Origin of the sequence: Nocardiopsis alba (genome assembly GCF_000710955.1) — a bacterium.
In the GTDB taxonomy this organism is placed as follows: domain Bacteria; phylum Actinomycetota; class Actinomycetes; order Streptosporangiales; family Streptosporangiaceae; genus Nocardiopsis; species Nocardiopsis alba.
The window spans coordinates 128,727-154,810 of sequence record NZ_BAZE01000003.1 but is presented as its reverse complement, the minus strand read 5'-3'; the positions used below and the strand labels follow the sequence as shown (position 1 = coordinate 154,810).

Sequence of the window (26,084 nt, the reverse complement as noted above, 5' to 3'; positions counted from 1 at the left end):
ATACCGGCTATGGTGGGGAACGAAGTTTCCGCAAAGGGCAGTGGCTCAATTGGCAGAGCACCGGTCTCCAAAACCGGCGGTTGGGGGTTCGAGTCCCTCCTGCCCTGCAAGTCCGCGCGGTACGGGGTGGCGATCCGTCGCCACCCCGCCGTGAGGGGCGACGGAACTTACGGGGAATGAAGCAACCCGCGACCCTAAGGACCCCAGGTGACTCAGACTGACGCCGACGCCAAGCCCGACAAGGAGCCCAAGCGTCGTACCGGTCCGGTGACGTTCACCAAGCAGGTCGTCGGCGAACTCCGCAAGGTCCGCTGGCCCACGCGCAAGGAACTGGTCACCTACACGATCGTCGTCCTGGTCTTCGTCGTGATCGTCCTCGCCTACGTCTCTCTGCTCGACTTCGCCTTCGGTGAGGCCGTCACCTGGCTCTACAGCACCTTCGGCCGTCCCGCCGGGGTCTGATCGCACCTCTCGGGGGAGACCCCGTCCACGGGGTGGAGGCGTGTCGATTCCGCCTCTCCCCTTCCTTCCTCGTCCGCGCGTTGGTCCCGCGTCGCCCGGAGAGACCGTAAGCTGGCAGAACTGGGTTCGACGCACGGCCTGTTCGGCGTGCGTCGCACGCCCTAGCGAATCCGACGAGAGAAAGAGCAGCCGTGTCCGAGTCCCCACTGACCTCTGACGACTTCCCCGAAGAGGAGCCGGTTCAGTCGTCGGCGGAAGAGACCGGCCTGGCGGGCGAGCCGTCCGAGGACGCGGCGGTCGACGCCGAGAACCCGGAGCTCGCCGGGGAGGCCGGAGAGGCCGACGGGAGTGACGACGAGGCCGAGGCCGCGCCCGAGACGCCCCGTCTGGACCCCGTCGAGGAGTTCAAGAACGAGCTCATCCTTCTGCCCGGCGACTGGTACGTCGTGCACACCTACGCGGGTTACGAGAAGCGGGTCAAGGCCAACGTCGAGAGCCGGACCCAGTCCCTCAACATGGAGGAGTACATCTTCCAGGTCGAGGTGCCCGAACACGAGGTCACCGAGGTCAAGAGCGGCAAGCGCCAGCAGGTCACCGAGAAGGTGCTGCCGGGCTACGTGCTCGTCCGCATGGACCTGACCGACGAGTCCTGGGCCGCGATCCGCAACACCCCGGGCGTCACCGGATTCGTGGGCCTGTCCAACAAGCCCGCGCCGCTCAGCCTCATGGAGGTCGCCAAGCTGCTGGCCCCCGAGCCCGAGGAGGAGCCGGAGCAGACCCCGCAGGCCAAGGCCGCGGCCGGTGGCGAGGCGCGTTCCGACGTGGCCTACGAGATCGGCGAGTCCGTCACGGTCATGGAGGGTCCGTTCGCGACCCTGCCCGCCACGGTCAGCGAGATCAACGGCGACACCCAGAAGCTCAAGGTGCTCGTCTCGATCTTCGGTCGTGAGACCCCGGTCGAGCTCTCCTTCAACCAGGTCGCCAAGATCTGACGAGGTGGGGTTCTCCCCACACTCCGCCCGGACCACTGTCCGGGCGACGTAGACTTGGTGGGTCCACCCTCATCGGGGGTGGGCCCACCGTCGCGTGCGGCACCCGACTCTCGTCAGGGTGGGGCACGCGCCCGGCCCGTCCGGTCCCGACGGGCCGTCGCCCGCGCATGGACGTGGGAGCCTCCTTCGGCAGCGGCCCGACCGCGGTCCTCGTGACCCGGGCGTGCCGTCAGGGAGGCAGGGGCCGGCACACAATGCAGATCAGGCAAAGGACCCGATATGCCTCCGAAGAAGAAACTCGCCGCACTCGTCAAGGTGCAGCTGCCCGCCGGTCAGGCGACCCCGGCGCCGCCCGTCGGTACCGCTCTCGGTCCGCACGGCGTCAACATCATGGACTTCTGCAAGCAGTACAACGCTGCTACAGAGGGCCAGCGCGGCAACGTCATCCCCGTAGAGATCTCCATCTACGAGGACCGTTCCTTCAGCTTCGTCACGAAGACGCCGCCGGCGCCCAAGCTGATCCTGAAGGCCGCCGGTCTGGACAAGGCCAGTGGCGAGCCCGGCCGCAGCAACAGCGGTTCGATCAGCGCCGACCAGGTCCGTGAGATCGCGCAGACCAAGCTGCCCGACCTCAACACCGACGACATCGAGGCCGCCACCAAGATCGTCGCCGGTACCGCCCGTTCCATGGGCATCGAGGTCAAGTAGCCCCCGCGAGGGATCGCTCGACGGCAAGAACCACCGTGGCAGGGCCAGGCGCTGGCCCAAAGACCACACGTTCCCGTAGGAGAACAGCGTGAAGCGCAGCAAGAACCACCGCAAAGCCAACAACCTGGTGGACCGGGACCGGCTCTACAGCCCCGCCGAGGCTCTGAAGCTGGCCAAGGAGACCACCAGTGTCAAGTTCGACGCGACCGTCGAGGTCGCCCTGCGTCTGGGCGTCGACCCGCGCAAGGCCGACCAGATGGTCCGCGGCACCGTGAACCTGCCGAACGGCACCGGTAAGACCGCTCGGGTCCTGGTCTTCGCGACCGGTGAGCGTGCCGAGCAGGCTCGCGCGGCCGGCGCCGACATCGTGGGCGACGACGACCTGGTCACCCAGGTCCAGAACGGCTTCCTCGACTTCGACGCCGTCGTGGCCACCCCGGACCTGATGGGCAAGGTCGGTCGTCTGGGCCGCGTGCTCGGTCCGCGTGGCCTCATGCCCAACCCCAAGACGGGCACCGTCACCCCGGACGTGGCCAAGGCCGTGACCGACATCAAGGGCGGCAAGATCGAGTTCCGCGTGGACCGCCACGGGAACCTGCACTTCATCGTCGGCAAGGTCTCCTTCGACGAGAGCAAGCTGCTGGAGAACTACCAGGCCGCGATCGACGAGGTGAACCGCCTCAAGCCGTCCGCCGCCAAGGGTCGTTACATCAAGAAGGCCGTGGTCACCACCACGATGGGCCCGAGCATCCCGCTCGAGGCCTAAGTCCTCTTCCGACCCTCGGGTCGTGTACGACGCCTGAGACGGCCCCCGTCCCTCCCCGGGACGGGGGCCGTCCGCGTTCCGGGGAGGGGCACGCTCCTCCCCGGTGAGTCCCGGATCACCCGGCGTTCTCCATCGTCGTGGACGAGCACCCCGGAACGTCCGTTAGTATTGGGTTCTGCCGAAGACCGCTGGTCGTCACCCGCTCGGGTGACCTAAGGACCCGTTCCAGGATGGGCGCCCGCGCAGGTGTCACCAGAGCTTTCCCGTTCCGACCCACGCTCACGCGCGGGTTCAGAGAACGTGGTCGTGCCCCGTGCGCCTCGCGCTCGGGGCTTTTTCTCGTGCTGACGCCGATCGTGGAAGTCCTTGGGAATCACCAGCGTTCACTGTTGGAAGGAGTCCCATGGCGAGGCCGGACAAGGCAGCCGCGGTCGCCGAACTCGCGGACGAGCTCCGTGAGTCGAACGGCGCCGTGCTGACCGAATACCGGGGGCTCACTGTCGCGCAGGTCACTGAACTGCGCCGCAGCCTCGGTCAGAACGCGCGTTTTCGCATCGTCAAGAACACGCTGACCAAGATCGCGGTCAAGGAGGCCGGCGTCGACGAGCAGATCACCGATCTGCTCGAGGGCCCGTCCGCCATCGCCTTCGTCCACGGGGACGTCGTCGAGGCCGCCAAGGGTCTGCGTGACTTCGCGAAGGCGAACTCGCCTCTGGTGATCAAGGGCGGGATCATCGACGGCAAGTCGATGTCCGCCGAGCAGGTCACCAAGCTGGCCGATCTGGAGTCCCGAGAGGTTCTCCTCTCGAAGCTGGCCGGTGCGCTCAAGGCCAAGCAGGGCCAGGCCGCCGCCGTCTTCCAGGCGCTGCCCTCCAAGACTGTGCGTCTCGCGCAGGCTCTGGCGGACAAGCGTTCCGAGGAAGCCGCTTAAACCTTTTGAACCACGGCGGGTGCCGACGGCGCCCGGCCACCGGCTCGCACGCTGTGCCGTTGGCGCGCGTGTCATCAGAGAAAGAGAGATCGCATCATGGCGAAGCTCAGCAACGAGGAACTGCTCGAGGCGTTCGAGGGCATGACCCTCCTTGAGCTGTCCGACTTCGTGAAGCTGTTCGAGGAGAAGTTCGACGTCACCGCCGCCGCCCCGGCCGCCGTGGCCGTCGCCGCTCCGGGTGCCGCCGGCGGCGACGCCGGTGCCGCCGAGGAGAAGGACGAGTTCGACGTCGTCCTCGAGTCCGCCGGTGACAAGAAGATCCAGGTCATCAAGGAGGTCCGCGGCCTCACGAGCCTGGGCCTGAAGGAAGCCAAGGACCTGGTCGACAACGCTCCGAAGGCTCTCCTCGAGGGCGTCAACAAGGAGGCCGCTGACAAGGCCAAAGCCGCCCTCGAGGGCGCCGGCGCCACCGTCACCCTCAAGTAGTCCTCCGCGGGCCTCAGAAGCCCGCTGGTCTGCCTGAAGCGGCCGTTCCTCCCAGGGAGGGGCGGCCGCTTTCGTGTGCGCGGACATCGGGTCGCATATCGGTCGGACCGCTTTCCGGGGCGGGGGAGTGGCCGGAACACGCCTTTCCAAGTCGTTCGCGACGCCGTGTCCGTTCCGGTTCGAGGCGTGTGATGTGCGAAGCTGGGTCGGTCCCGGAGCCTTGGGCCCGTGGTCGTGGGGCTCGCGTGTGCGAACTGTCCCCGGGACGCGATAATCTCCCGTCCCGGGAATCCTGACGGGCCCCGGTGGAGAGTGTTTACCCGCTTTGGGCGGGGGAACCCTTTCCGGTGTCCGTTGGCTCACACCCCCATGGGGCCAGGGGCGGGCGCGCTGTTTCACCCTGACGGTCCAGGGTCCTCCCCCGGGGTGTGCGTGACGACGTTCCACGTTGTCGGGCTTGACGGATCGCCCTCGACGGGTGATCCTTCGGGTGTCGTGAGAGACGTTGTGGACCGTGAGTGGACAGCGGTGTAGTGTTCGGCTACACTGCTCTTTTGCGCTGCCCTTTGGTGATCCCTGTGCCGGTGTACGGCTTCCGTCATTCCGTTCAATACTCCGGATCCGGAAGGCCCGTTCCCGCTCGATGTGACCGTCTCAACCGTGTTGCGGCGGTCCTTCTCGTGACGGATCGTCTGGCGTGCGCGCTTCAACCGCCACAAGCCTTCGGAAGGACCCCTGTTGGCAGCCTCGCGCAACGCCTCCGCTGACGCCCTTGGTCCGCACCGCGTTTCCTTCGCCCGTATCCAGGAACCCCTCGCGGTTCCCAACCTTCTGGCTTTGCAGACCGAGTCGTTCGACTGGCTGCTGGGCAACGACACGTGGAAGACGCGGGTGGAGACGGCCCGCAACGCCGGCCGCAAGGACGTTCCGGAGCAGTCCGGTCTCGAAGAGATCTTCGAGGAGATCAGTCCGATCGAGGACTTCTCGGGCACGATGTCGCTGTCTTTCCGCGACCATCGGTTCGAGCCGCCCAAGTACTCCGAAGAGGAGTGCAAGGACAAGGACATGACCTTCTCCGCCCCGATGTTCGTCACGGCGGAGTTCATCAACAACGACACCGGTGAGATCAAGAGCCAGACGGTGTTCATGGGCGACTTCCCGCTCATGACCGCCAAGGGCACCTTCATCATCAACGGCACCGAGCGTGTCGTCGTTTCCCAGCTGGTCCGCTCTCCGGGCGTGTACTTCGACAAGTCCGTGGACAAGACCTCGGACAAGGACCTGTTCGGCTGCAAGGTCATCCCGTCCCGCGGCGCCTGGCTGGAGTTCGAGGTCGACAAGCGCGACTTCGTCGGCGTCCGCATCGACCGCAAGCGCAAGCAGGGCGTCACCGTCCTGCTCAAGGCGCTGGGGTGGACCACCGACCAGATCCTGGAGCGTTTCGGCCAGTACGAGTCGATCCGCAACACCCTGGAGAAGGACCCCACCGCGGGTACCGACGACGCGCTGCTGGACATCTACCGCAAGCTGCGCCCGGGGGAGCCGCCCACGAAGGAGTCGGCCCAGGCGCTGCTGGAGAACCTGTACTTCAACCCCAAGCGCTACGACCTGGCCAAGGTCGGTCGGTACAAGATCAACAAGAAGTTGGGTCTGGACACCGACTACACCCAGGGCACCCTCACCGAAGAGGACATCGTCGCCACGATCGACTACCTCGTCCGCCTGCACGCGGGTGAGGTCGAGAAGGAGACCGTCTTCGGCCTCCGTCCGATCGAGACCGACGACATCGACCACTTCGGCAACCGCCGTCTGCGCACCGTCGGCGAGCTCATCCAGAACCAGGTCCGTCTGGGTCTGGCCCGCATGGAGCGCGTCGTCCGGGAGCGGATGACCACTCAGGACGTCGAGGCGATCACGCCGCAGACCCTGATCAACATCCGTCCCGTCGTCGCCTCCATCAAGGAGTTCTTCGGCACCTCGCAGCTGTCCCAGTTCATGGACCAGACCAACCCGCTCGCGGGTCTGACCCACAAGCGTCGCCTCTCGGCGCTGGGTCCGGGCGGTCTGTCCCGTGAGCGCGCGGGCTTCGAGGTCCGAGACGTCCACCCGTCCCACTACGGTCGCATGTGCCCGATCGAGACCCCTGAAGGTCCGAACATCGGTCTGATCGGTTCGCTCGCCGCCTACGGCCGGGTGAACTCCTTCGGTTTCGTGGAGACCCCCTACCGCAAGGTCATCGACGGTCGCATCAGCGAGCAGATCGACTACCTGACCGCGGACGAGGAGGACCTCTACGTCATCGCGCAGGCGAACACGCCGCTGAACGCCGACGGGAGCTTCGCCGAGTCGGGTGTGCTCGTGCGCCGTAAGGGCGGGGAGTTCGAGCAGGTCGACACCTCCGAGGTCGACTACATGGACGTGTCGCCGCGCCAGATGGTGTCGGTCGCCACCGCCATGATCCCCTTCCTGGAGCACGACGACGCCAACCGCGCGCTCATGGGTTCCAACATGCAGCGCCAGGCCGTGCCGCTGCTGCGCGCCGAGGCGCCCTTCGTCGGCACCGGCATGGAGTACCGCGCCGCCACCGACGCCGGTGAGGTCATCCTCGCCGAGAAGGCCGGTGTGGTCGAGGACGTCACCGCCGACTACGTCACCGTGATGGCCGACGACGGCACGCGCAAGACGTACCGGATGGGCAAGTTCCAGCGCTCCAACCAGGGCACCTGCTTCAACCAGCGCCCCATCGTCCACGAGGGCCAGCGGGTCGAGGTCAAGCAGGTCCTGGCCGACGGTCCGTCCACGGACCAGGGCGAGATGTCGCTGGGCAAGAACCTCCTCGTGGCGTACATGTCCTGGGAGGGTCACAACTACGAGGACGCGATCATCCTCTCCCAGCGTCTGGTGCAGGACGACGTCCTCTCCTCGATCCACATCGAGGAGCACGAGGTCGACGCCCGTGACACCAAGCTGGGCCCGGAGGAGATCACCCGCGAGATCCCCAACGTCAGCGAGGAGGTCCTGGCCGACCTCGACGACCGGGGCATCATCCGCATCGGCGCCGAGGTCGTCGACGGCGACATCCTCGTCGGCAAGGTCACGCCCAAGGGTGAGACCGAGCTGACCCCGGAGGAGCGTCTTCTGCGCGCCATCTTCGGTGAGAAGGCCCGCGAGGTCCGCGACACCTCTCTGAAGGTCCCGCACGGCGAGACCGGCAAGGTCATCGGCGTCCGCGTCTTCAGCCGCGAGGAGGGCGACGAGCTCGCCCCCGGCGTCAACGAGATGGTCCGGGTCTACGTCGCCCAGAAGCGCAAGATCACCGACGGTGACAAGCTCGCCGGTCGTCACGGCAACAAGGGCGTCATCGCCAAGATCCTGCCCCAGGAGGACATGCCCTTCCTGGAGGACGGCACCCCGGTCGACATCATCCTCAACCCGCTCGGTGTTCCCGGTCGTATGAACGTCGGCCAGGTACTCGAGGTCCACCTGGGCTGGCTGGCCAAGAACGGCTGGGTGGTCGAGGGGGCCGAGGAGGAGTGGCAGAAGTCGCTGCACGCGATCGGCGCGTCCGACGTCGAGCCGAACTCCCGTGTGGCCACGCCGGTCTTCGACGGCCTGCACGGCGACGAGCTGAGCGGCCTCATCAAGTCGGTCCGCCCGAACAAGGACGGCAACCGTCTCATCAACGACGACGGCAAGGCCCGCCTGTTCGACGGTCGTACCGGTGAGCCCTTCGCCGAGCCGATCTCCGTCGGTTACAAGTACATCCTGAAGCTCCACCACCTCGTGGACGACAAGATCCACGCCCGCTCCACCGGTCCGTACTCCATGATCACGCAGCAGCCGCTGGGTGGTAAGGCGCAGTTCGGTGGTCAGCGCTTCGGTGAGATGGAGGTCTGGGCGCTGGAGGCCTACGGTGCCGCCTACGCGCTCCAGGAGCTGCTCACCATCAAGTCCGACGACGTGGTGGGTCGCGTCAAGGTCTACGAGGCCATCGTCAAGGGCGAGAACATCCCCGAGCCGGGCATCCCTGAGTCCTTCAAGGTGCTCATCAAGGAGATGCAGTCGCTCTGTCTGAACGTGGAGGTGCTGTCCAGTGACGGTATGTCCATCGAGATGCGGGACAGCGACGAGGACGTCTTCCGCGCCGCGGAAGAACTGGGAATCGACCTGGGTCGGCGTGAGCCGAGCAGTGTCGAAGAGGTCTAACTTCCGCATTCTTCGAGAGCAGGGGACGAATTAAGTGCTCGACGTCAACTTCTTCGACGAGCTGCGTATCGGTCTCGCCACGGCCGACGACATCCGCCAGTGGTCGCACGGCGAGGTCAAGAAGCCCGAGACCATCAACTACCGAACCCTCAAGCCCGAGAAGGACGGACTCTTCTGCGAGAAGATCTTCGGCCCGACCCGGGACTGGGAGTGCTACTGCGGTAAGTACAAGCGTGTCCGCTTCAAGGGCATCATCTGTGAGCGCTGCGGCGTCGAGGTGACCCGTGCCAAGGTGCGCCGTGAGCGGATGGGCCACATCGAGCTGGCCGCTCCCGTCACGCACATCTGGTACTTCAAGGGTGTGCCCTCCCGCCTGGGCTACCTGCTGGACCTGGCGCCCAAGGACCTCGAGAAGATCATCTACTTCGCGGCCTACATGGTCACGTGGGTGGACACCGAGGCCCGCGAGCGCGACCTCCAGTCGCTCGAGGCCCGGATCTCGGTCGAGAAGCAGCACCTGGAGCAGCGCCGCGACTCCACCATCGAGGAGCGCCACCGCAAGCTCGAGGCCGACCTGGCCGAGCTCGAGGAGCAGGGTGCCAAGGGCGACGCGCGCCGTAAGGTGCGCGAGGGCGCGGAGCGCGAGATGCGTCAGCTCCGCGACCGTGCCCAGCGCGAGATCGACCGTCTCGACGAGGTCTGGAGCCGTTTCAAGAACCTCAAGGTCCAGGACCTCGAGGGCGACGAGATGCTCTACCGCGAGATGCGGGACCGCTTCGGGAAGTACTTCCGCGGTGGCATGGGCGCTCAGGCGATCCAGGACCGCCTCTCCAACTTCGAGCTGGAGGAGGAGGCCGAGAAGCTCCGTGAGACCATTCGCACCGGCAAGGGCCAGAAGAAGGCCCGCGCCCTGAAGCGTCTCAAGGTCGTCTCGGCGTTCCTCAACACCACCAACAGCCCCATGGGCATGGTGCTGGACTGCATCCCGGTCATCCCGCCGGACCTGCGTCCGATGGTGCAGCTGGACGGTGGCCGCTTCGCGACCTCTGACCTCAACGACCTGTACCGTCGCGTCATCAACCGGAACAACCGCCTCAAGCGGCTTCTGGACCTGGGCGCGCCCGAGATCATCGTCAACAACGAGAAGCGGATGCTCCAGGAGGCCGTCGACGCGCTGTTCGACAACGGCCGCCGCGGTCGCCCGGTCACCGGTCCCGGTAACCGTCCGCTCAAGTCGCTGTCCGACATGCTCAAGGGCAAGCAGGGACGTTTCCGTCAGAACCTGCTCGGTAAGCGAGTCGACTACTCCGGCCGTTCGGTCATCGTCGTCGGCCCGCAGCTGAAGCTGCACCAGTGCGGTCTGCCCAAGCAGATGGCCCTGGAGCTGTTCAAGCCGTTCGTGATGAAGCGTCTGGTCGACCTGAACCACGCGCAGAACATCAAGAGCGCCAAGCGCATGGTCGAGCGGTCCCGCCCGGTCGTGTGGGACGTCCTCGAAGAGGTCATCACCGAGCACCCGGTTCTGCTCAACCGCGCCCCGACGCTGCACCGCCTGGGCATCCAGGCCTTCGAGCCGCAGCTGGTCGAGGGCAAGGCCATCCAGATCCACCCGCTCGTGTGCACCGCGTTCAACGCGGACTTCGACGGTGACCAGATGGCCGTGCACCTGCCGCTGTCCGCCGAGGCCCAGGCCGAGGCGCGGCTGCTGATGCTGGCCACCAACAACATCCTCAAGCCGTCCGACGGTAAGCCCGTGACCATGCCCACCCAGGACATGATCATCGGTCTGTACTACCTGACGACGGAGCGGGCCGGCGCCGCGGGCGAGGGTCGCGCGTTCCGCTCCCCGGCCGAGGCCATCATGGCCTACGACCTGGGAGACCTGGACCTGCAGGCGAAGATCCGTCTGCGGATCTCCGACGGCGCTCCGGCCCCCAAGGACTGGACCCCGCCGGAGGGTTGGCAGCAGGGCGACACCTACGTCCTGGAGACGACCCTGGGTCGGTACCTCTTCAACGAGGCCACCCCGGTCGACTACCCGTACGTCAACTTCCAGGTGGGCAAGAAGCAGGTCTCGGTCCTGGTCAACGACCTGGCCGAGAACTACCCGAAGGTCCAGGTCGCCACGACCCTGGACGCCCTCAAGGACGCCGGTTACCGCTGGGCCACCAGGTCCGGTCTGACCATCGGCATCGAGGACGTCGTCGCGCCTCCGCAGAAGGAGGAGATCCTCGGCAACTACGAGCGCAAGGCCGACAAGATCCAGCGCGAGTACGACCGTGGTCTGATCACCGACGACGAGCGCCGTCAGGAGCTCACCGAGGTGTGGACCCAGGCCACCGCCGAGGTCGCCAAGAACATGGAGGAGAACTTCCCCTCCGACAACCCGGTGTGGATGATGGTCCAGTCCGGTGCCCGTGGTAACCCGATGCAGGTGCGTCAGATCGCCGGTATCCGCGGTCTGGTCTCCAACACCAAGGGTGAGACGATCCCGCGCCCGATCAAGTCCTCCTACCGTGAGGGCCTGTCCGTGCTGGAGTACTTCATCTCCACGCACGGTCAGCGCAAGGGTCTGGCCGACACCGCCCTGCGTACCGCCGACTCGGGTTACCTGACCCGTCGTCTGGTGGACGTCGCGCAGGACGTCATCGTCCGCGAGATCGACTGTGGCACCGACCGTTCCCTCTGGCACGAGATCGGTGAGAAGAACGCCGCCGGTGTCGTGGTGCGCAAGCACAACGTCGAGAACACCGGTTTCGGCCGGACGATCTCCGAGGACGCGGTGGACGCCGACGGCAACGTCGTCCTGCCCGCCCTGTCCGACACCTCCGAGCAGAACATCGACAAGCTGGTCGCCGCCGGGATCACCCGCGTGCGCATCCGTTCGTCGCTGACCTGTGAGGCGAAGATCGGTGTCTGCACCACCTGCTACGGTCGCTCCATGGCGACCGGTAAGCCGGTGGACGTCGGTGAGGCGATCGGTATCATCGCGGCCCAGTCCATCGGTGAGCCCGGTACCCAGCTGACCATGCGTACCTTCCACATGGGTGGTTCGGCCGGTCAGGACATCACCCACGGTCTGCCCCGTGTCCAGGAGCTCTTCGAGGCCCGCATCCCCAAGGGTGTGGCCCCGATCTCCGAGATGGAGGGCCGGATCCGGATCGACGACACCGAGAAGAGCCGCAAGATCGTCGTCATCCCGGACGACGGCACCGACGAGATCGCCTACCCGGTCCCGATGCGTGCCCAGCTCCTGGTGAGCGACGGCGACCACGTCAAGGTCGGTCAGCAGCTCATCCAGGGCGCGATCAACCCGCACGAGGTTCTTCGCATCCAGGGCCCGCGCGCGGTGCAGCAGCACCTCGTGTCGGAGGTCCAGGAGGTGTACAAGTCGCAGGGTGTGTCCATCCACGACAAGCACATCGAGATCATCGTTCGCCAGATGCTCAAGCGAGTGAACATCCTGGAGTCCGGTGACACCGAGCTGCTGCCCGGTGAGATGGTCGAGCGGCCCAAGTTCGAGCGGATCAACCGACGCGTGGTGTCCGAGGGCGGCCAGCCCGCCGCCGGACGTCCGGTCCTGCTGGGTATCACCAAGGCCTCGCTGGCCACGGAGTCCTGGCTGTCGGCGGCCTCCTTCCAGGAGACCACCAGGGTCCTCACCGAGAACGCGATCCACGGCAAGAGCGATCCTCTGCTCGGCCTCAAGGAGAACGTCATCATCGGTAAGCTCATCCCGGCCGGTACGGGTATTCCTCAGTACCGCAACGTTCGGGTCGAGCCGACCGAGGAGGCCAAGGCCTCGATGTACTCGGTCTCCGGGTACGAGGAGCCGAGTGAGTACACCTTCGGTCAGGGTTCGGGCGAGGCCGTGCCGCTGGAGGAGTACGACTTCGGGCCGTACAACCGGTAAGCACCAGCCTGAACGTTGGCTGAGCTGACGGCGGCGGTCGGTCACCCCCATGACCAGGGGGTGGCTCCGCCGCCGTTTTCTGTTGTCGGTCGACACACCGCTGTGTTGACGGGGAGATGGCGCCAAGGCGCCGGCGGGAGAGCAGGAAAGTGACTGATAACGGGGGCGGAGAGCCGGGGAACCGGTCGCCCGGAGGGGACGCGGACTCGTGGTTCAAGCCCAGTGAGAACCGTTTCCGCAAGCAGTCCGAATACCAGGATCCGATGGACGAGCAGGGCGCGCCCGAGGGCGACGCCCCGGCCGATGGTGCCGCGGTCTTTCCGGACAGCGGTGGTTACGCGGGGCTGAGCGCCTCACGTCCCGCTCTGGCCGACCCGTATCCGGACGCTCTGGGCGTTCCGCCGTCGTCGCACCGCGTCGACCCCTCGCCCGCGCCCTCGGAACCGACGGCGGCGCCGGGCGCCCTCTCCTACCCGGGGGCGGGCACGAGCGCCTACCAGCCCCTGACCCGGGTGCCGGGCGAACCCCGGCCGGCCTGGGAGGCACCCGGTGCGCCGGAGCGGCCGTCCGAACCGAGGACGCCCTCCTTCGGCACCGGGGGAGGGGAGGAGCCCTGGGGTCCCACGGAGCCCGCGTGGTCGAACGACCCCGGAACCGGGGGCACCGCCCTCTCCGGCCCCGAGACCGCGCCGATCCCGACGGAGGCCCCCGCGTGGGGGGCTCCCGAGCCCTCGCACGACCTTCCGGGCTCCGACGCCCATGAGCCCTCCGCGTGGGGTTCGGTCCCCTCGTCGTTCGGTTCGGTCGAACCGGGGACCGAACGTCCCTTCGAACCGGAGCCCTCCGGCGCTCCGGAGGCATGGGAGCCGAGGGCGGAACAGCCCAGGGAGGCACCGTCGTGGGGTTCCTCGGACACCTCTCACGGCTCTCTCGCGGCCGATCCGGTGGAGCCCTCCGCCTGGGACGCGCCCTCCGGTGGGGCGGCCGAGCCGTCCGCCTGGGACGCCCCCGAGACCTCACAGGACCGTGTCGAGCCCTCGGCCTGGGGAGCGTCCGAGCCCGAACGGCTCACGGAACGCGACCCCTCCGAGGCCCCGTTCGAGACCTTCGGGGGCCAGACCCCGGACCGACCCGGGCCGCCCGAGGCCTCGTGGACACCGGGCACCGGTTCCGAGGCCCCCGCGTGGGGCGGCCCGGAGTCCTCGCGCGACCTTCCCGGTTCCGAGCCCGAGGAGCCCTCCGCCTGGGGGGCCACGGCCGCGTCGTTCGGTTCGGTCGAACCGTCGTACGAGCACGCACCCGAAGCGGAGTCCTCCGAGAACCCGTTCAGGGACCCGCCGGCGGCGACCCGTGATCCCCTCGCGGCCGATCCGGTGGAGCCCTCCACCTGGGACGCGCCCTCCGGTGGGGCGGCCGAGCCGTCCGCCTGGGACGCCCCCGAAACCTCCAGGGACCTCGGTGAGGACCAGTGGGATCGTCGCCCCGAGGCGGGGACGTTCGACGAGCCCGCGTCGGGATGGGACACGGATCCGGCCGAACCTTCCTGGGAGCCGCGGACCTCCGCTTCCGAGGGGACCCCCGAACCCTTCCCGACCGGTGGTTACCCGGGCATCGCGGCCAGTGCCGAGGTCCCGCTGCCCCCGGAGGGGGTGGAGGACGTCGAACGCGTGCCCGCGCCGGACTCCTGGGCCTCCACGAGCACCGACGCGTGGTCCGACGCCCCCTCGGGGCACGAGGATCCGCTCGGCGACGTTCGGGAGGACCGGTCCCCGGCGACGGAGCACTCCTCGCCCATGAACACCGACGCCTGGAACGATCCCCGGGCCTGGGGGGACGACGCGGATCCGCTGTCGGACCCCCCGCGCGAGTGGCGGGACACCGATGAGCGTTCGGAGGAGGGACGTCCCTTCGCTTCGGACGACGAGGACCGTCCGGCGTGGGGAGAGGGCGACCCGCTCTCCGATCCCGGCGCCTCCCGCTGGGACGACCCGACCCCCTCCTACGGAGGGGACGGGTACGACGACGAGCTCTCTCCGAGGTCGTCGCGGCCCTCCCACGACCGCTACGAGGAGCGTGCGGACGACCCCCTCGGCGGGGGATCGTCCTACGACGATCGTTACGAGGACGAGCTCTCCGCGAAACCCGCGGCCCCGGGGACCTTCCCCGACGACGGGGGCCTGGGCGCGGGCAGCGGCAACACCTGGGCCTTCGACCGTGACGACCTGCGCCTGCCCGACGTGGTGCGGGACGCGGAACGACGCCGTCGGGAGGCGGCCTCGGACGGGCCCACCTACCGCGAGTGGGGCGAGGACCCTCTGCGGGACGAGCGGAGCGTCGCCCCCGACACCGGTGAGCTCTCCGCGGCCGTCCCGGCCTCGGACGATCCGCTGGCGGCCATCGCCGACATGCAGTCGCGTGCCAGGGACAAGGAGCCCTGGGGCGAGGACGAGGACGGCTACGCGGACGAGTACCGCGGTCCCGCCGAGCCGGAGGCCTCCTGGAACCGAGGGGCGGCGGGCGCCACTCAGATGTTCACCGCGCCCTCCTTCGAGGACGGGCCGTCGGATCGAGCCCCCTACGGGCCGGGCGACGACTCTCCGTTCGCCGACGACCGCGGCTACCCGGACCGGTCCCATGACGACCGCGGGTACGGGGATCTGGACGATTTCGGTCCGGACGAGGACGATCGGTTCTATGACGAGCGGGGCGGTTTCGACGACCGTGGCGGCCCCGCTCCGGTGTCCGCCGGCATCCCCTCGGATCTGGGCGGCGAGCCCTCCTACGATCAGGGCGGATCGGCCGAGGCCTGGAACGGACCGACGGATCGACCGGCCTCGGCCGAGGACGACCCGAACGTTCCGGTCGATGACGAGGGTCGGGACGATCCGGAGTACGACGACGGGTTCACCCCCGCCGACTACGGGATGTCCGAGAGGCCTCGGCCGGCCAAGCGCCGTCGGGACCGGATCGTCGAGGACTTCCCGGGCTTCGAGGACCGTCCCCTCGGTGGGGAGCCGGGTGACGCCTACCCCGGTTACGACAGCGTCGATTTCCTCGCCGACACCGAGCCCGGGGCGAATCTGACCCTGTGGCTGGGTGTGGCCTCGCTCATTCCGGGTCTGGGCGTCATCACCGCGATCGTCGCGTTGTTCGTCACCGGCCCCAAGTCCAAGAGGGCGATTCGTGAGTCGCGGGGCGAGCTCGATGGTCTCGGTCTGATCACCACTGGAACCGTGTTCGCGGTGATCGGGATCCTGGTCACGGTGATCTCCGTCGCGATCTGGCTGATCCTGTAGTCATACGGCCGCTTCCATGGGCACAATGGGTGCTCTGGGAGCGGCCGTTCGCCTGCGACGGCCCTTCATTCACCTTCTGGGGAAAACCTGGGGCGAAACGAGTCGGAGAGCACGTAGACTGAGGGAGACCCACGGCTACGTGAGGACCGGTTCCGTTTGTTCTCGCCATGTCGCACACCGTTTTGACCGCCTGGTCTGGTAGCGGTAGCCTGTGTGATTGTGCCCGTGAGTCGACGGGTCACGCGTGTGTGTGCAGCGCCCCAGTCCTCTACAGGACGGACACAAGGCGCGCGACGCATGTGAACCCCCTCCTGTGAATCGGCCTGACGGCCGGGTGAGTGTTCTCCGTTCTTTCCGTGCGTGAGAACGAGGGCGACACGCCCGACCCCGGGGGTCGGGGAGGTTCGGGAAATTCAGCAGGTCAATAGCGATATCGGCTACGAGAACCGGCGTAGGTCACGAGGAAGACGGAGACGCGGTGCCCACCATCCAGCAGCTGGTCCGTAAGGGCCGACAGGACAAGGTCGCAAAGAACAAGACCCCGGCGCTGAAGGGGAGTCCGCAGCGTCGTGGTGTGTGCACTCGTGTCTACACCACCACGCCCAAGAAGCCGAACTCCGCTCTGCGTAAGGTCGCTCGCGTCAAGCTGAGCAGCGGCATCGAGGTCACGGCCTACATCCCCGGCATCGGCCACAACCTCCAGGAGCACAGCATCGTGCTGGTTCGTGGCGGTCGTGTGAAGGACCTGCCGGGTGTCCGCTACCGAATTGTCCGCGGTTCGCTCGACACCCAGGGCGTCCGGGGCCGCAAGCAGGCCCGTAGCCACTACGGCGCCAAGAAGGAGAAGTAAGCATGCCGCGCAAGGGCCCGGCGCCGAAGCGCCAGCTCATCACCGACCCGGTCTACGGCTCGCCGCTCGTCACCGCACTGATCAACAAGGTGCTGCTCGACGGTAAGCGTTCCATCGCTCAGAACGTCGTGTACGGCGCTCTCGAGGGTGCTCGCGAGAAGACCGGACAGGACCCGCTCGTCGTTCTCAAGCGAGCCCTGGACAACGTCAAGCCCGCGCTCGAGGTCCGCAGCCGCCGTGTCGGTGGCGCGACCTACCAGGTGCCGGTCGAGGTTCGCGCCTCCCGGTCCACCACGCTGGCCCTGCGCTGGCTCGTCTCCTACTCGCGTCAGCGTCGTGAGAAGACGATGACCGAGCGTCTGATGAACGAGCTGGTCGACGCCAGCAACGGTCTGGGCGCGGCCGTCAAGAAGCGTGAGGACACGCACAAGATGGCCGAGTCGAACAAGGCCTTCGCCCACTACCGCTGGTAACCCCGCGGCGAATCGATTCCTTGAGACGACCTAGGGAAGACGAGCCTCATGGCTAAGACTTTGCTTGACCTGGCCAAAGTCCGCAATATCGGCATCATGGCCCACATCGACGCGGGCAAGACCACGACGACCGAGCGGATCCTCTACTACACCGGTGTGAACCACAAGCTCGGCGAGACGCACGATGGCGCCTCGACGATGGACTGGATGAAGGAGGAGCAGGAGCGGGGTATCACCATTACCTCGGCTGCTACCACCACGCACTGGGACGATCACACGATCAACATCATCGACACGCCCGGCCACGTCGACTTCACCATCGAGGTCGAGCGTTCGCTGCGTGTTCTCGATGGCGCGGTCGCCGTCTTCGACGCCAAGGAAGGCGTCGAGCCGCAGTCGGAGCAGGTCTGGCGTCAGGCCGACCGCTACAACGTTCCCCGTATCTGCTTCGTCAACAAGATGGACAAGATCGGGGCCGATTTCCAGCGTTGTGTCGACATGTTCCGTGAGCGCCTCGGCGCGAACGCCATGCCGATCCAGCTGAACATCGGTGCGGAGAGCGACTTCAAGGGCGTCATCGACCTCGTGAAGATGAAGGCCTACGTCTGGAACGACGAGGCCGCCCTCGGCGAGATGTACGACACCGTCGAGATCCCCGAGAGCCACGCCGACGTCGCCCGCGAGGCCCGCGACTCGTTCATCGAGACGCTGGCCGACGGTGACGACGAGATCATGGAGCTCTACCTCGAGGGCACGGAGCCCACCGAGGAGCAGCTCGTGACCGCGATCCGTCGCGCCACGATCGCCGGCACCGCGATCCCCGTGGTCTGCGGCACCGCCTTCAAGAACAAGGGCGTCCAGCCCCTGCTCGACGCGGTCACCGCCTACCTCCCCTCGCCCCTGGACGTCGAGGCCGTCGAAGGCCACGACCCCAAGGACGAGACCGAGGAGACCAAGCTCGAGCGCAAGCCGAGCGTCGACGAGCCGATGTCCGCCCTGGTCTTCAAGATCATGAGCGACCCGCACCTGGGCAAGCTGACCTACGTGCGCATCTACTCCGGCGTCATCAGCAGCGGTACCCAGGTTCTCAACAGCCTGAAGGGCCGCAAGGAGCGCATCGGCAAGATCTACCGCATGCACTCCAACAAGCGTGAGGAGATCGCCGAGGCCGGCGCCGGTGACATCGTCGCCGTCATGGGTCTGAAGGACACCACGACCGGTGAGACGCTGTGCGACCAGTCGTCCCCGATCGTCCTGGAGTCCATGACCTTCCCGGCTCCGGTCATCGAGGTGGCCATCGAGCCCAAGACCAAGAGCGACCAGGAGAAGCTGGGCATCGCGATCCAGCGTCTGGCCGACGAGGACCCCTCCTTCCAGGTGGCCTCGGACGAGCAGACCGGTCAGACCGTGATCTCGGGCATGGGCGAGCTGCACCTCGAGGTGCTGGTCAACCGCATGCGCGACGAGTTCAAGGTCGAGGCGAACATCGGTAAGCCCCAGGTGGCCTACCGCGAGACCATTCGCAAGAAGGTCGAAGGCCACGTCTACACCCACAAGAAGCAGACGGGTGGTTCGGGTCAGTTCGCCAAGGTCAAGATCGACCTTGAGCCGCTGGAGACCGAAGAGGGCGTCGCCTCGGGTTACGAGTTCGTCAACGCCGTCACCGGTGGCCGCATCCCGCGTGAGTACATCCCGTCGGTCGATGCCGGTTGCCAGGACGCCGCCGAGCTGGGTGTGCTCGCGCACTACCCGCTGGTCGGCATCAAGGTGACGCTCCAGGACGGCCAGTACCACGAGGTCGACTCCTCGGAGATGGCGTTCAAGACCGCCGGTTCGATGGCCTTCAAGGAGGCCGTCCGGCTGGCGAAGCCGACTCTTCTCGAGCCGGTCATGGCCGTCGAGGTCACCACGCCCGAGGAGTACATGGGCGACGTCGTGGGCGACCTGAACTCCCGCCGTGGACAGATCCAGTCCATGGACGAGCGTTCCGGCGTCCGGATCGTCAGAGCCCTGGTGCCCCTCTCGGAAATGTTCGGCTACGTGGGTGACCTGCGCAGCCGTACGCAGGGTCGAGCCAACTACTCGATGGTGTTCGACTCCTACGCGGAGGTTCCGTCCGCTGTCGCCCAAGAAATTGTGGCGAAGGTTCGCGGCGAGTAGTCGCGAATTCGTAACCCGGCTGTTCCCCGTACCCGCGGGGTTGGACCACAGTCAGATAGATCTGTACGTCTAGGAGACTTCCAGTGGCGAAGGAAAAGTTCGAGCGGACCAAGCCGCACGTCAACATCGGCACCATCGGTCACATTGACCACGGCAAGACCACGCTGACCGCCGCGATCAGCAAGGTGCTGCACGACGCGTTCCCCGACCTGAACCCGTTCACCCCGTTCGAGGACATCGACAACGCTCCCGAGGAGCGCGAGCGCGGCGTCACGATCTCGGTCTCGCACATCGAGTACCAGACCGAGGCGCGTCACTACGCCCACGTCGACTGCCCCGGTCACGCCGACTACGTGAAGAACATGATCACGGGTGCGGCGCAGATGGACGGCGCCATCCTGGTCGTGGCCGCCACCGACGGCCCGATGCCGCAGACCAAGGAGCACGTGCTCCTGGCCCGCCAGGTCGGCGTGCCCTACATCGTGGTGGCCCTGAACAAGGCCGACATGGTGGACGACGAGGAGATCTTCGAGCTCGTCGAGCTCGAGGTGCGTGAGCTCCTCAGCGAGTACGAGTTCCCCGGTGACGACATCCCCGTCACCAAGGTCTCCGCGCTCAAGGCCCTCGAGGGCGACGCCGAGTGGGGCAAGACCGTCCTGGAGCTCATGGGCACCGTGGACCAGTACATTCCCGAGCCCGAGCGTGACACCGACAAGCCGTTCCTGATGCCGATCGAGGACGTCTTCTCGATCACCGGTCGCGGCACCGTCGTCACCGGTCGTATCGAGCGCGGTATCGTCAACGTGAACGAGACCGTCGACATCGTCGGCATCAAGGAAGAGAAGCAGTCCACCACCGTCACCGGTGTTGAGATGTTCCGCAAGCTTCTCGACCAGGGCCAGGCCGGTGACAACGTCGGTCTGCTCCTGCGCGGCATCAAGCGCGAGGACGTCGAGCGCGGCCAGGTCGTCATCAAGCCCGGCACCACCACGCCGCACACCGAGTTCGAGGGCCAGGTCGTCATCCTGTCCAAGGACGAGGGTGGCCGCCACACGCCGTTCTTCAACAACTACCGCCCGCAGTTCTACTTCCGCACCACCGACGTCACCGGCGTCGTGACGCTGCCGGAGGGCACCGAGATGGTCATGCCCGGTGACAACACCGCGATGACCGTCCAGCTCATCCAGCCGGTCGCCATGGAAGAGGGCCTCAAGTTCGCCATCCGTGAGGGTGGCCGGACCGTGGGCGCGGGTCGCGTCACCAAGATCCTCAAGTAGTACGAACGTCGGGGCGGCCCCTGTCGGAGCCGCCCCGACGTGGTGGGTGGGTCGCCCTCTGCGGCCCACCCGCCCCACTGACAAGACGTCATCGGGCTCTGTGACGGTGACGCACCGCAGGGGCAAGCCCTGTTGCGGTTTCTCAAGGGAATAGAGGCTCAAGGCCGAAGCGGCGGACTCCGCCGGGCCTGGGTTTCTGTGACCGGGACTGCTCACCGTTACGGACACTGAAGCGAAGGACGAACAGGCCACATGGCGGGACAAAAGATCCGCATTCGGCTAAAGGCCTATGACCACGAGGTCATCGACAGCTCGGCGAAGAAGATCGTCGAGACCGTGACGCGAACTGGCGCACAGGTCGCGGGCCCGGTGCCGCTGCCGACGGAGAAGAACGTTTACTGCGTCATCCGATCGCCGCACAAGTACAAGGACTCGCGCGAGCACTTCGAGATGCGCACCCACAAGCGGCTGATCGACATCATCGACCCCACGCCGAAGACGGTCGACTCGCTCATGCGACTCGACCTCCCGGCCGGCGTTGACATCGAGATCAAGCTTTAAGGACGCACAGACATGGCCACCAAGCAGATCAAGGGAGTTCTGGGCGAAAAGCTCGGCATGACCCAGGTCTTCGACGACACGGGCAAGATCGTGCCCGTGACCGTCCTGAAGGCCGGTCCGTGCGTCGTGAGCCGCATCCGGACCCCTGACACCGATGGCTACTCCGCCATCCAGCTCGGCTACGGGCAGATCAACCCGCGCAAGGTGAACAAGCCCCTGGGCGACTACCTGCGCGCCAACGACCTGACCCCGCGCCGTCACTACGTCGAGGTCCGCACCTCCGACGCCTCCGAGTACACGCTCGGCCAGGAGGTCGACGCCGCCTCGTTCGAGATCGGCCAGAAGGTCGACGTCACGGGCAAGAGCAAGGGCAAGGGCTTCGCGGGTGTGATGAAGCGTCACGGTTTCCGTGGCCTCTCCGCCTCGCACGGTGCCCACCGTGTCCACCGCTCGCCCGGTTCCATCGGCGGCTGCGCCACGCCCGGCCGCGTTTTCAAGGGCATGAGGATGGCCGGTCGCATGGGCAACGTGCGCAAGACCATCCAGAACCTGACCGTTCACTCCGTGGACGCGGAGAAGGGCCTCATCCTGGTCAAGGGTGCTGTGCCCGGTCCCAACGGCGGTCTGGTGCTCGTCCGCACCGCTGTGAAGGGGGACAAGTAGTCATGGCCCAGATCGAGGTCAAGAACCCCGAGGGCGGCTCCAAGGGCAGCGTCGAGCTCCCCGAGAGCGTCTTCGCCCAGCAGGTCAGCATCCCGCTGATCCACCAGGTCGTGAACGGCCAGCTGGCCGCCGCCCGGCAGGGTACCCACGCCACCAAGACCCGCGGCGAGGTCCGCGGTGGTGGTAAGAAGCCCTACCGCCAGAAGGGCACCGGCCGCGCCCGTCAGGGTTCGATCCGCGCCCCGCAGTACACCGGCGGTGGCACGGTCCACGGGCCCCAGCCCCGCGACTACTCCCAGCGGACCCCGAAGAAGATGAAGGCCGCCGCCCTGCGTGGCGCCCTCTCCGACCGGGCCGCCCACGGTCGCATCCACGTCATCAGCCACTTCGTGGCCGAGGACGCGGACAGCAAGCTCACGCAGACCGCTCTGAAGTCGCTGCGTCAGGTCACCGAGTCCGACAAGGTCCTCGTCGTCCTGGCCCGCGAGGACGAGCACAACCGGCGCGCCCTGCGCAACCTCGAAGAGGTGCACATCCTCGACGCGGACCAGGTGAACACCTACGACGTCCTCTACTCGGACGACGTGGTCTTCACCGAGGCGGGTTACGCCGAGTTCCTGGCCCACGCGGCCGGTGCCTCGAAGGCCGCCGAGTCCGAGGAGGACGACCAGTGAGGATCGCCGACCACCGGGACATCATCGTCGAGCCGGTGATCTCCGAGAAGAGCTACGGGCTCATGGACGAGAACAAGTACACGTTCATCGTTCGCCCGGACGCCAACAAGACCCAGATCAAGATCGCGATCGAGAAGATCTTCGACGTGAAGGTCACGAGCGTGAACACGATCAACCGGAAGGGCAAGCGCAAGCGGACCCGTTTCGGTTTCGGGAAGCGTCCCGACACGAAGCGCGCGATCGTCGGCCTCGCCGAGGGCGACCGCATCGACATCTTCGGTCGGTGACCTTTCTCGGGTCTGACCGCTACACACCAAGCAACACGTAAAGGAATGCGCGAAGAAGATGGGCATTCGTAAGTACAAGCCGACGACGCCGGGTCGTCGCGGCTCCAGCGTGAGCGACTTCGTCGAGATCACGCGCTCGGAGCCGGAGAAGTCCCTCGTTCGTCCGCTCCACTCCAAGGGCGGTCGTAACGGCCACGGCCGGATCACCGCCCGCCACCAGGGCGGCGGTCACAAGCGGGCCTACCGCGTGATCGACTTCCGTCGTCACGACAAGGACGGCGTGCCGGCCAAGGTCGCTCACATCGAGTACGACCCGAACCGCACCGCTCGTATCGCTCTGCTCCACTACGTGGACGGTGAGAAGCGCTACATCCTGGCGCCCGCCGGCCTCAAGCAGGGCGACACGGTCGAGAACGGCCCCCAGTCGGACATCAAGCCGGGCAACTGCCTCCCGCTGCGCAACATCCCCACGGGTACGTTCGTGCACGCGGTCGAGCTGAAGCCGGGCGGCGGTGCCAAGCTGGGCCGTTCCGCGGGATCCCAGATCCAGCTTCTGGCCAAGGAAGGCCGCTACGCCACGCTGCGTATGCCCTCCGGCGAGATGCGCATGGTCGAGATCTCCTGCCGCGCCACGGTCGGACAGGTCGGCAACGCCGAGCAGTCCAACATCAACTGGGGCAAGGCCGGCCGCTCCCGCTGGAAGGGCAAGCGCCCGACCGTCCGCGGTGTGGTCATGAACCCGGTCGACCACCCGCACGGTGGTGGTGAGGGCAAGACCTCCGGTGGTCGTCACCCGGTCAGCCCCTGGGGCAAGAAGGAAGGCCGGACCCGGGCCAAGAACAAGGCCAGCGACAAGCTGATCGTGCGGCGTCGGCGTAGCGGTAAGAAGAAGCGGTAAGGAGCACGTCTGATGCCACGTAGCCTTAAGAAGGGTCCCTTCGTCGACGACCACCTCATCAAGAAGGTGGAGTCGCAGAACGAGAAGGGGACCAAGAACGTCATCAAGACGTGGTCCCGGCGGTCCATGATCGTCCCGGAGATGATCGGTCACACGATCGCCGTCCACGACGGCCGCAAGCACGTTCCGGTGTTCGTGTCGGAGTCGATGGTCGGCCACAAGCTCGGTGAGTTCGCTCCCACGCGTACTTTCCGTAGCCACGTCAAGGAAGACCGCCGTAGCCGCCGTTAGCGGTTGCAGCAGTTGTAAGAACAATTTTCTCCACGGTGAGTGGGGAAGAAATTTTCCGTGAGCGAGGGAAAAGCGATGGGAACGAGGGCACAGGCGCGGTTCGTCCGCGTTACGCCCCGCAAGGCTCGCCGGGTGGCGGACCTTATTCGCGGGTTGCCCGCTGACGAGGCACAGGCGGTGCTCCGGTTCGCTCCCCAGTCGGCGAGTGAGCCTGTTGGCAAGGTGCTGGCTAGCGCCATCGCCAACGCTGAGCACAACGACAAGCTGGACCGCGAGACCCTGGTGGTCGAGCGCGTGTGGGTGGACGAGGGTCCGACCCTGAAGCGCATTCGCCCCCGAGGCTTCGGCCGGGCTTTCCGGGTCACCAAGCGCACGAGCCACATCACCGTGGTCGTCGCGGACTCGGTCGCCTCGTCCAAGACGAAGGAAAGGACCCGATAGTGGGGCAGAAGGTTAACCCGCACGGGTTCCGCCTCGGCATCACCACCGACTTCAAGAGCCGTTGGTACGCCGACAAGTCCTACAAGGACTACGTCAAGGAAGACGTCGCGATCCGTCGGATGCTGACCCGTGGCATGGAGCGCGCGGGCATCTCCAAGGTCGAGATCGAGCGCACCCGTGACCGTGTCCGCGTGGACGTCTACACCGCCCGGCCGGGCATCGTCATCGGCCGCCGCGGCGTGGAGGCCGACCGGATCCGTACGGACCTGGAGAAGCTGACCGGCAAGCAGGTGCAGCTGAACGTCTTCGAGGTCAAGAACCCCGAGGTCGACGCTCAGCTCGTCGCCCAGGGCGTCGCCGAGCAGCTGAGCAGCCGCGTGGCCTTCCGCCGCGCGATGCGCAAGGCCATGCAGAGCGCGATGAAGAGCGGTGCCAAGGGCATCCGTATCCAGTGCGGTGGTCGTCTGGGTGGGGCCGAGATGTCCCGCTCGGAGTTCTACCGCGAGGGTCGCGTCCCGCTGCACACGCTGCGCGCCGACATCGACTACGGCTTCTTCGAGGCCCGTACGACGTTCGGTCGCATCGGCGTCAAGGTGTGGATCTACAAGGGCGACGCCCCCGCGACCCGCGCCGAGCGTGAGGCCGCCCAGGCCGCGCAGCGCACCGCCGGTGGCGGTCAGCGCCGCGAGCGCCCGCAGCGTCGTCGTCGTGGCGGCGCCGGTGGCGGTCAGCAGAACACCGAGGCCAAGGCCGGAGCTCCGGCCGAGGCCGCGAAGACCGAGGGGAGCTGACCCGTGCTTATTCCTCGTAAGGTCAAGTACCGCAAGCAGCACCACCCGGACCTGCGCGGCAAGGCCAAGGGCGGCACGTCGGTGACGTTCGGTGAGTTCGGCATCCAGGCTCTGGAGTCGGCTTACGTCACGAACCGGCAGATCGAGTCCGCTCGTATCGCCATGACGCGTCACATCAAGCGTGGCGGCAAGGTGTGGATCAACATCTTCCCGGACCGTCCGCTGACGAAGAAGCCCGCCGAGGTCCGTATGGGTTCCGGTAAGGGTTCGCCCGAGTGGTGGGTCGCGCCGGTCAAGCCCGGTCGCGTGATGTTCGAGCTGTCGGGCGTGCCCGAGGCCGTGGCCAAGGAGGCCATGCGCCGTGCGATGCACAAGCTCCCGATGAAGTGCAAGTTTGTTAAGCGGGAGGGGGAGTGATGGCCAAGTCCGTGACTGCCCACGAGCTGCGCGACCAGTCCGTCGAGGACCTGGTCACGAAGCTCAAGGAAGCCAAGGAAGAGCTTTTCAACCTCCGCTTCCAGGCCGCCACCGGCCAGCTCGACAACCACAGCCGTCTTCGGACGGTCAAGCGCGAGATCGCGCGGATCTACACGGTCATGCGCGAGCACGAGCTGGGCATCGTCCCGCTGTCTGGTGAGTCGGCTGAGAAGACGAAGGAAGCAGCCGAATGAGTGAGAACCAGACCGCGACCCGCAACTACCGCAAGGTGCGCGAGGGCTACGTCGTCAGCGACAAGATGGACAAGACCGTCGTTGTCGAGGTCGAGGACCGAGTCAAGCACGCCCTGTACGGCAAGGTCATCCGTCGGACGACCAAGTACAAGGCGCACGACGAGGCGAACTCCTGTGGCGTCGGTGACCGGGTCCGCATGATGGAGACCCGGCCGCTCTCCGCGACGAAGCGTTGGCGCGTCGTGGAGATCCTGGAGAAGGCTAAGTAACCCCGGCCTGTCGGCGGC

At 66.7% G+C, this 26,084-nt stretch carries 24 protein-coding genes and 1 tRNA gene; all 25 read left to right on the top strand.

What is annotated here, in order from left to right; genetic code table 11:
• Positions 1-34 precede the first annotated feature (34 nt).
• The 25 genes from TR33_RS06395 (at position 35) to rpsQ (ending at position 26,066) form a co-directional block, all read left to right on the top strand.
• A tRNA-Trp gene (locus tag TR33_RS06395) sits at positions 35-107 on the top strand.
• Positions 108-207: 100 nt separating this feature from the next.
• Positions 208-462, top strand: coding sequence for a preprotein translocase subunit SecE (secE, locus tag TR33_RS06390; RefSeq protein ID WP_014912925.1), 255 nt, complete (start codon positions 208-210; stop codon positions 460-462).
• 191 nt (positions 463-653) lie between these two features.
• Positions 654-1,454, top strand: a complete 801-nt coding sequence (gene nusG, locus TR33_RS06385; protein ID WP_014911994.1) for a transcription termination/antitermination protein NusG — start codon at positions 654-656, stop codon at positions 1,452-1,454.
• A gap of 279 nt (positions 1,455-1,733) precedes the next feature.
• Positions 1,734-2,162, top strand: coding sequence for a 50S ribosomal protein L11 (rplK, locus tag TR33_RS06380; RefSeq protein ID WP_014910186.1), 429 nt, complete (start codon positions 1,734-1,736; stop codon positions 2,160-2,162).
• 88 nt (positions 2,163-2,250) lie between these two features.
• Entirely contained in the window at positions 2,251-2,928 is a 678-nt protein-coding gene (rplA, locus tag TR33_RS06375; RefSeq protein WP_014910862.1) for a 50S ribosomal protein L1, read from the top strand.
• Positions 2,929-3,331: 403 nt separating this feature from the next.
• Positions 3,332-3,859 carry a 50S ribosomal protein L10 gene (gene rplJ, locus TR33_RS06370; RefSeq protein WP_014910739.1) on the top strand — a complete coding sequence of 176 codons (528 nt, stop codon included), beginning with the start codon at positions 3,332-3,334 and terminating at the stop codon, positions 3,857-3,859.
• Positions 3,860-3,955: 96 nt separating this feature from the next.
• Positions 3,956-4,345, top strand: a complete 390-nt coding sequence (rplL, locus tag TR33_RS06365; RefSeq protein WP_014912576.1) for a 50S ribosomal protein L7/L12 — start codon at positions 3,956-3,958, stop codon at positions 4,343-4,345.
• Between the two features lie 738 nt (positions 4,346-5,083).
• Entirely contained in the window at positions 5,084-8,551 is a 3,468-nt protein-coding gene (gene rpoB, locus TR33_RS06360; RefSeq protein ID WP_017535903.1) for a DNA-directed RNA polymerase subunit beta, read from the top strand.
• A 34-nt stretch (positions 8,552-8,585) separates the two neighbouring features.
• The gene (locus TR33_RS06355; RefSeq protein ID WP_014908532.1) at positions 8,586-12,464 is read left to right on the top strand and encodes a DNA-directed RNA polymerase subunit beta'; all 3,879 of its coding nucleotides are present in this window, start codon (positions 8,586-8,588) and stop codon (positions 12,462-12,464) included.
• A 149-nt stretch (positions 12,465-12,613) separates the two neighbouring features.
• Positions 12,614-15,760 (top strand): hypothetical protein, encoded by a 3,147-nt coding sequence (locus TR33_RS06350; RefSeq protein WP_159068775.1) that lies wholly within the window; start codon positions 12,614-12,616, stop codon positions 15,758-15,760.
• A gap of 478 nt (positions 15,761-16,238) precedes the next feature.
• A complete protein-coding gene (rpsL, locus tag TR33_RS06345) occupies positions 16,239-16,610 on the top strand; it encodes a 30S ribosomal protein S12 (RefSeq protein ID WP_014912437.1) in 372 nt (123 codons plus the stop codon).
• A 2-nt stretch (positions 16,611-16,612) separates the two neighbouring features.
• Positions 16,613-17,083, top strand: coding sequence for a 30S ribosomal protein S7 (gene rpsG, locus TR33_RS06340; RefSeq protein ID WP_014911405.1), 471 nt, complete (start codon positions 16,613-16,615; stop codon positions 17,081-17,083).
• Between the two features lie 48 nt (positions 17,084-17,131).
• On the top strand, positions 17,132-19,243 hold the full coding sequence (fusA, locus tag TR33_RS06335; protein ID WP_042282152.1) for an elongation factor G: 2,112 nt from the start codon (positions 17,132-17,134) through the stop codon (positions 19,241-19,243).
• Positions 19,244-19,326: 83 nt separating this feature from the next.
• Positions 19,327-20,520: an elongation factor Tu gene (tuf, locus tag TR33_RS06330; protein WP_014908151.1), complete on the top strand. Its 1,194-nt coding sequence runs from the start codon at positions 19,327-19,329 to the stop codon at positions 20,518-20,520.
• A 252-nt stretch (positions 20,521-20,772) separates the two neighbouring features.
• Entirely contained in the window at positions 20,773-21,081 is a 309-nt protein-coding gene (rpsJ, locus tag TR33_RS06325) for a 30S ribosomal protein S10 (RefSeq protein ID WP_014908366.1), read from the top strand.
• Positions 21,082-21,093: 12 nt separating this feature from the next.
• Positions 21,094-21,744 carry a 50S ribosomal protein L3 gene (rplC, locus tag TR33_RS06320; RefSeq protein ID WP_014913067.1) on the top strand — a complete coding sequence of 217 codons (651 nt, stop codon included), beginning with the start codon at positions 21,094-21,096 and terminating at the stop codon, positions 21,742-21,744.
• 2 nt (positions 21,745-21,746) lie between these two features.
• Entirely contained in the window at positions 21,747-22,418 is a 672-nt protein-coding gene (gene rplD / locus TR33_RS06315; protein ID WP_014909317.1) for a 50S ribosomal protein L4, read from the top strand.
• Positions 22,415-22,705, top strand: coding sequence for a 50S ribosomal protein L23 (gene rplW / locus TR33_RS06310; protein ID WP_014908213.1), 291 nt, complete (start codon positions 22,415-22,417; stop codon positions 22,703-22,705). The genes rplD and rplW overlap by 4 nt, the downstream gene beginning before the upstream one ends.
• A 58-nt stretch (positions 22,706-22,763) precedes the next feature.
• A complete protein-coding gene (rplB, locus tag TR33_RS06305; protein WP_014913424.1) occupies positions 22,764-23,603 on the top strand; it encodes a 50S ribosomal protein L2 in 840 nt (279 codons plus the stop codon).
• Positions 23,604-23,615: 12 nt separating this feature from the next.
• Positions 23,616-23,894 carry a 30S ribosomal protein S19 gene (gene rpsS, locus TR33_RS06300; RefSeq protein ID WP_013156115.1) on the top strand — a complete coding sequence of 93 codons (279 nt, stop codon included), beginning with the start codon at positions 23,616-23,618 and terminating at the stop codon, positions 23,892-23,894.
• A 75-nt stretch (positions 23,895-23,969) separates the two neighbouring features.
• The gene (gene rplV, locus TR33_RS06295; RefSeq protein WP_017535889.1) at positions 23,970-24,335 is read left to right on the top strand and encodes a 50S ribosomal protein L22; all 366 of its coding nucleotides are present in this window, start codon (positions 23,970-23,972) and stop codon (positions 24,333-24,335) included.
• Positions 24,335-25,126, top strand: a complete 792-nt coding sequence (gene rpsC, locus TR33_RS06290) for a 30S ribosomal protein S3 (protein WP_014911893.1) — start codon at positions 24,335-24,337, stop codon at positions 25,124-25,126. Before rplV ends, rpsC begins: the two co-directional genes overlap by 1 nt.
• Positions 25,127-25,129: 3 nt before the next feature.
• Entirely contained in the window at positions 25,130-25,543 is a 414-nt protein-coding gene (gene rplP, locus TR33_RS06285) for a 50S ribosomal protein L16 (RefSeq protein ID WP_014912571.1), read from the top strand.
• Positions 25,543-25,797 carry a 50S ribosomal protein L29 gene (gene rpmC / locus TR33_RS06280; protein ID WP_014911102.1) on the top strand — a complete coding sequence of 85 codons (255 nt, stop codon included), beginning with the start codon at positions 25,543-25,545 and terminating at the stop codon, positions 25,795-25,797. The genes rplP and rpmC overlap by 1 nt, the downstream gene beginning before the upstream one ends.
• The gene (gene rpsQ, locus TR33_RS06275; protein ID WP_014909496.1) at positions 25,794-26,066 is read left to right on the top strand and encodes a 30S ribosomal protein S17; all 273 of its coding nucleotides are present in this window, start codon (positions 25,794-25,796) and stop codon (positions 26,064-26,066) included. Before rpmC ends, rpsQ begins: the two co-directional genes overlap by 4 nt.
• Positions 26,067-26,084 lie beyond the last annotated feature (18 nt).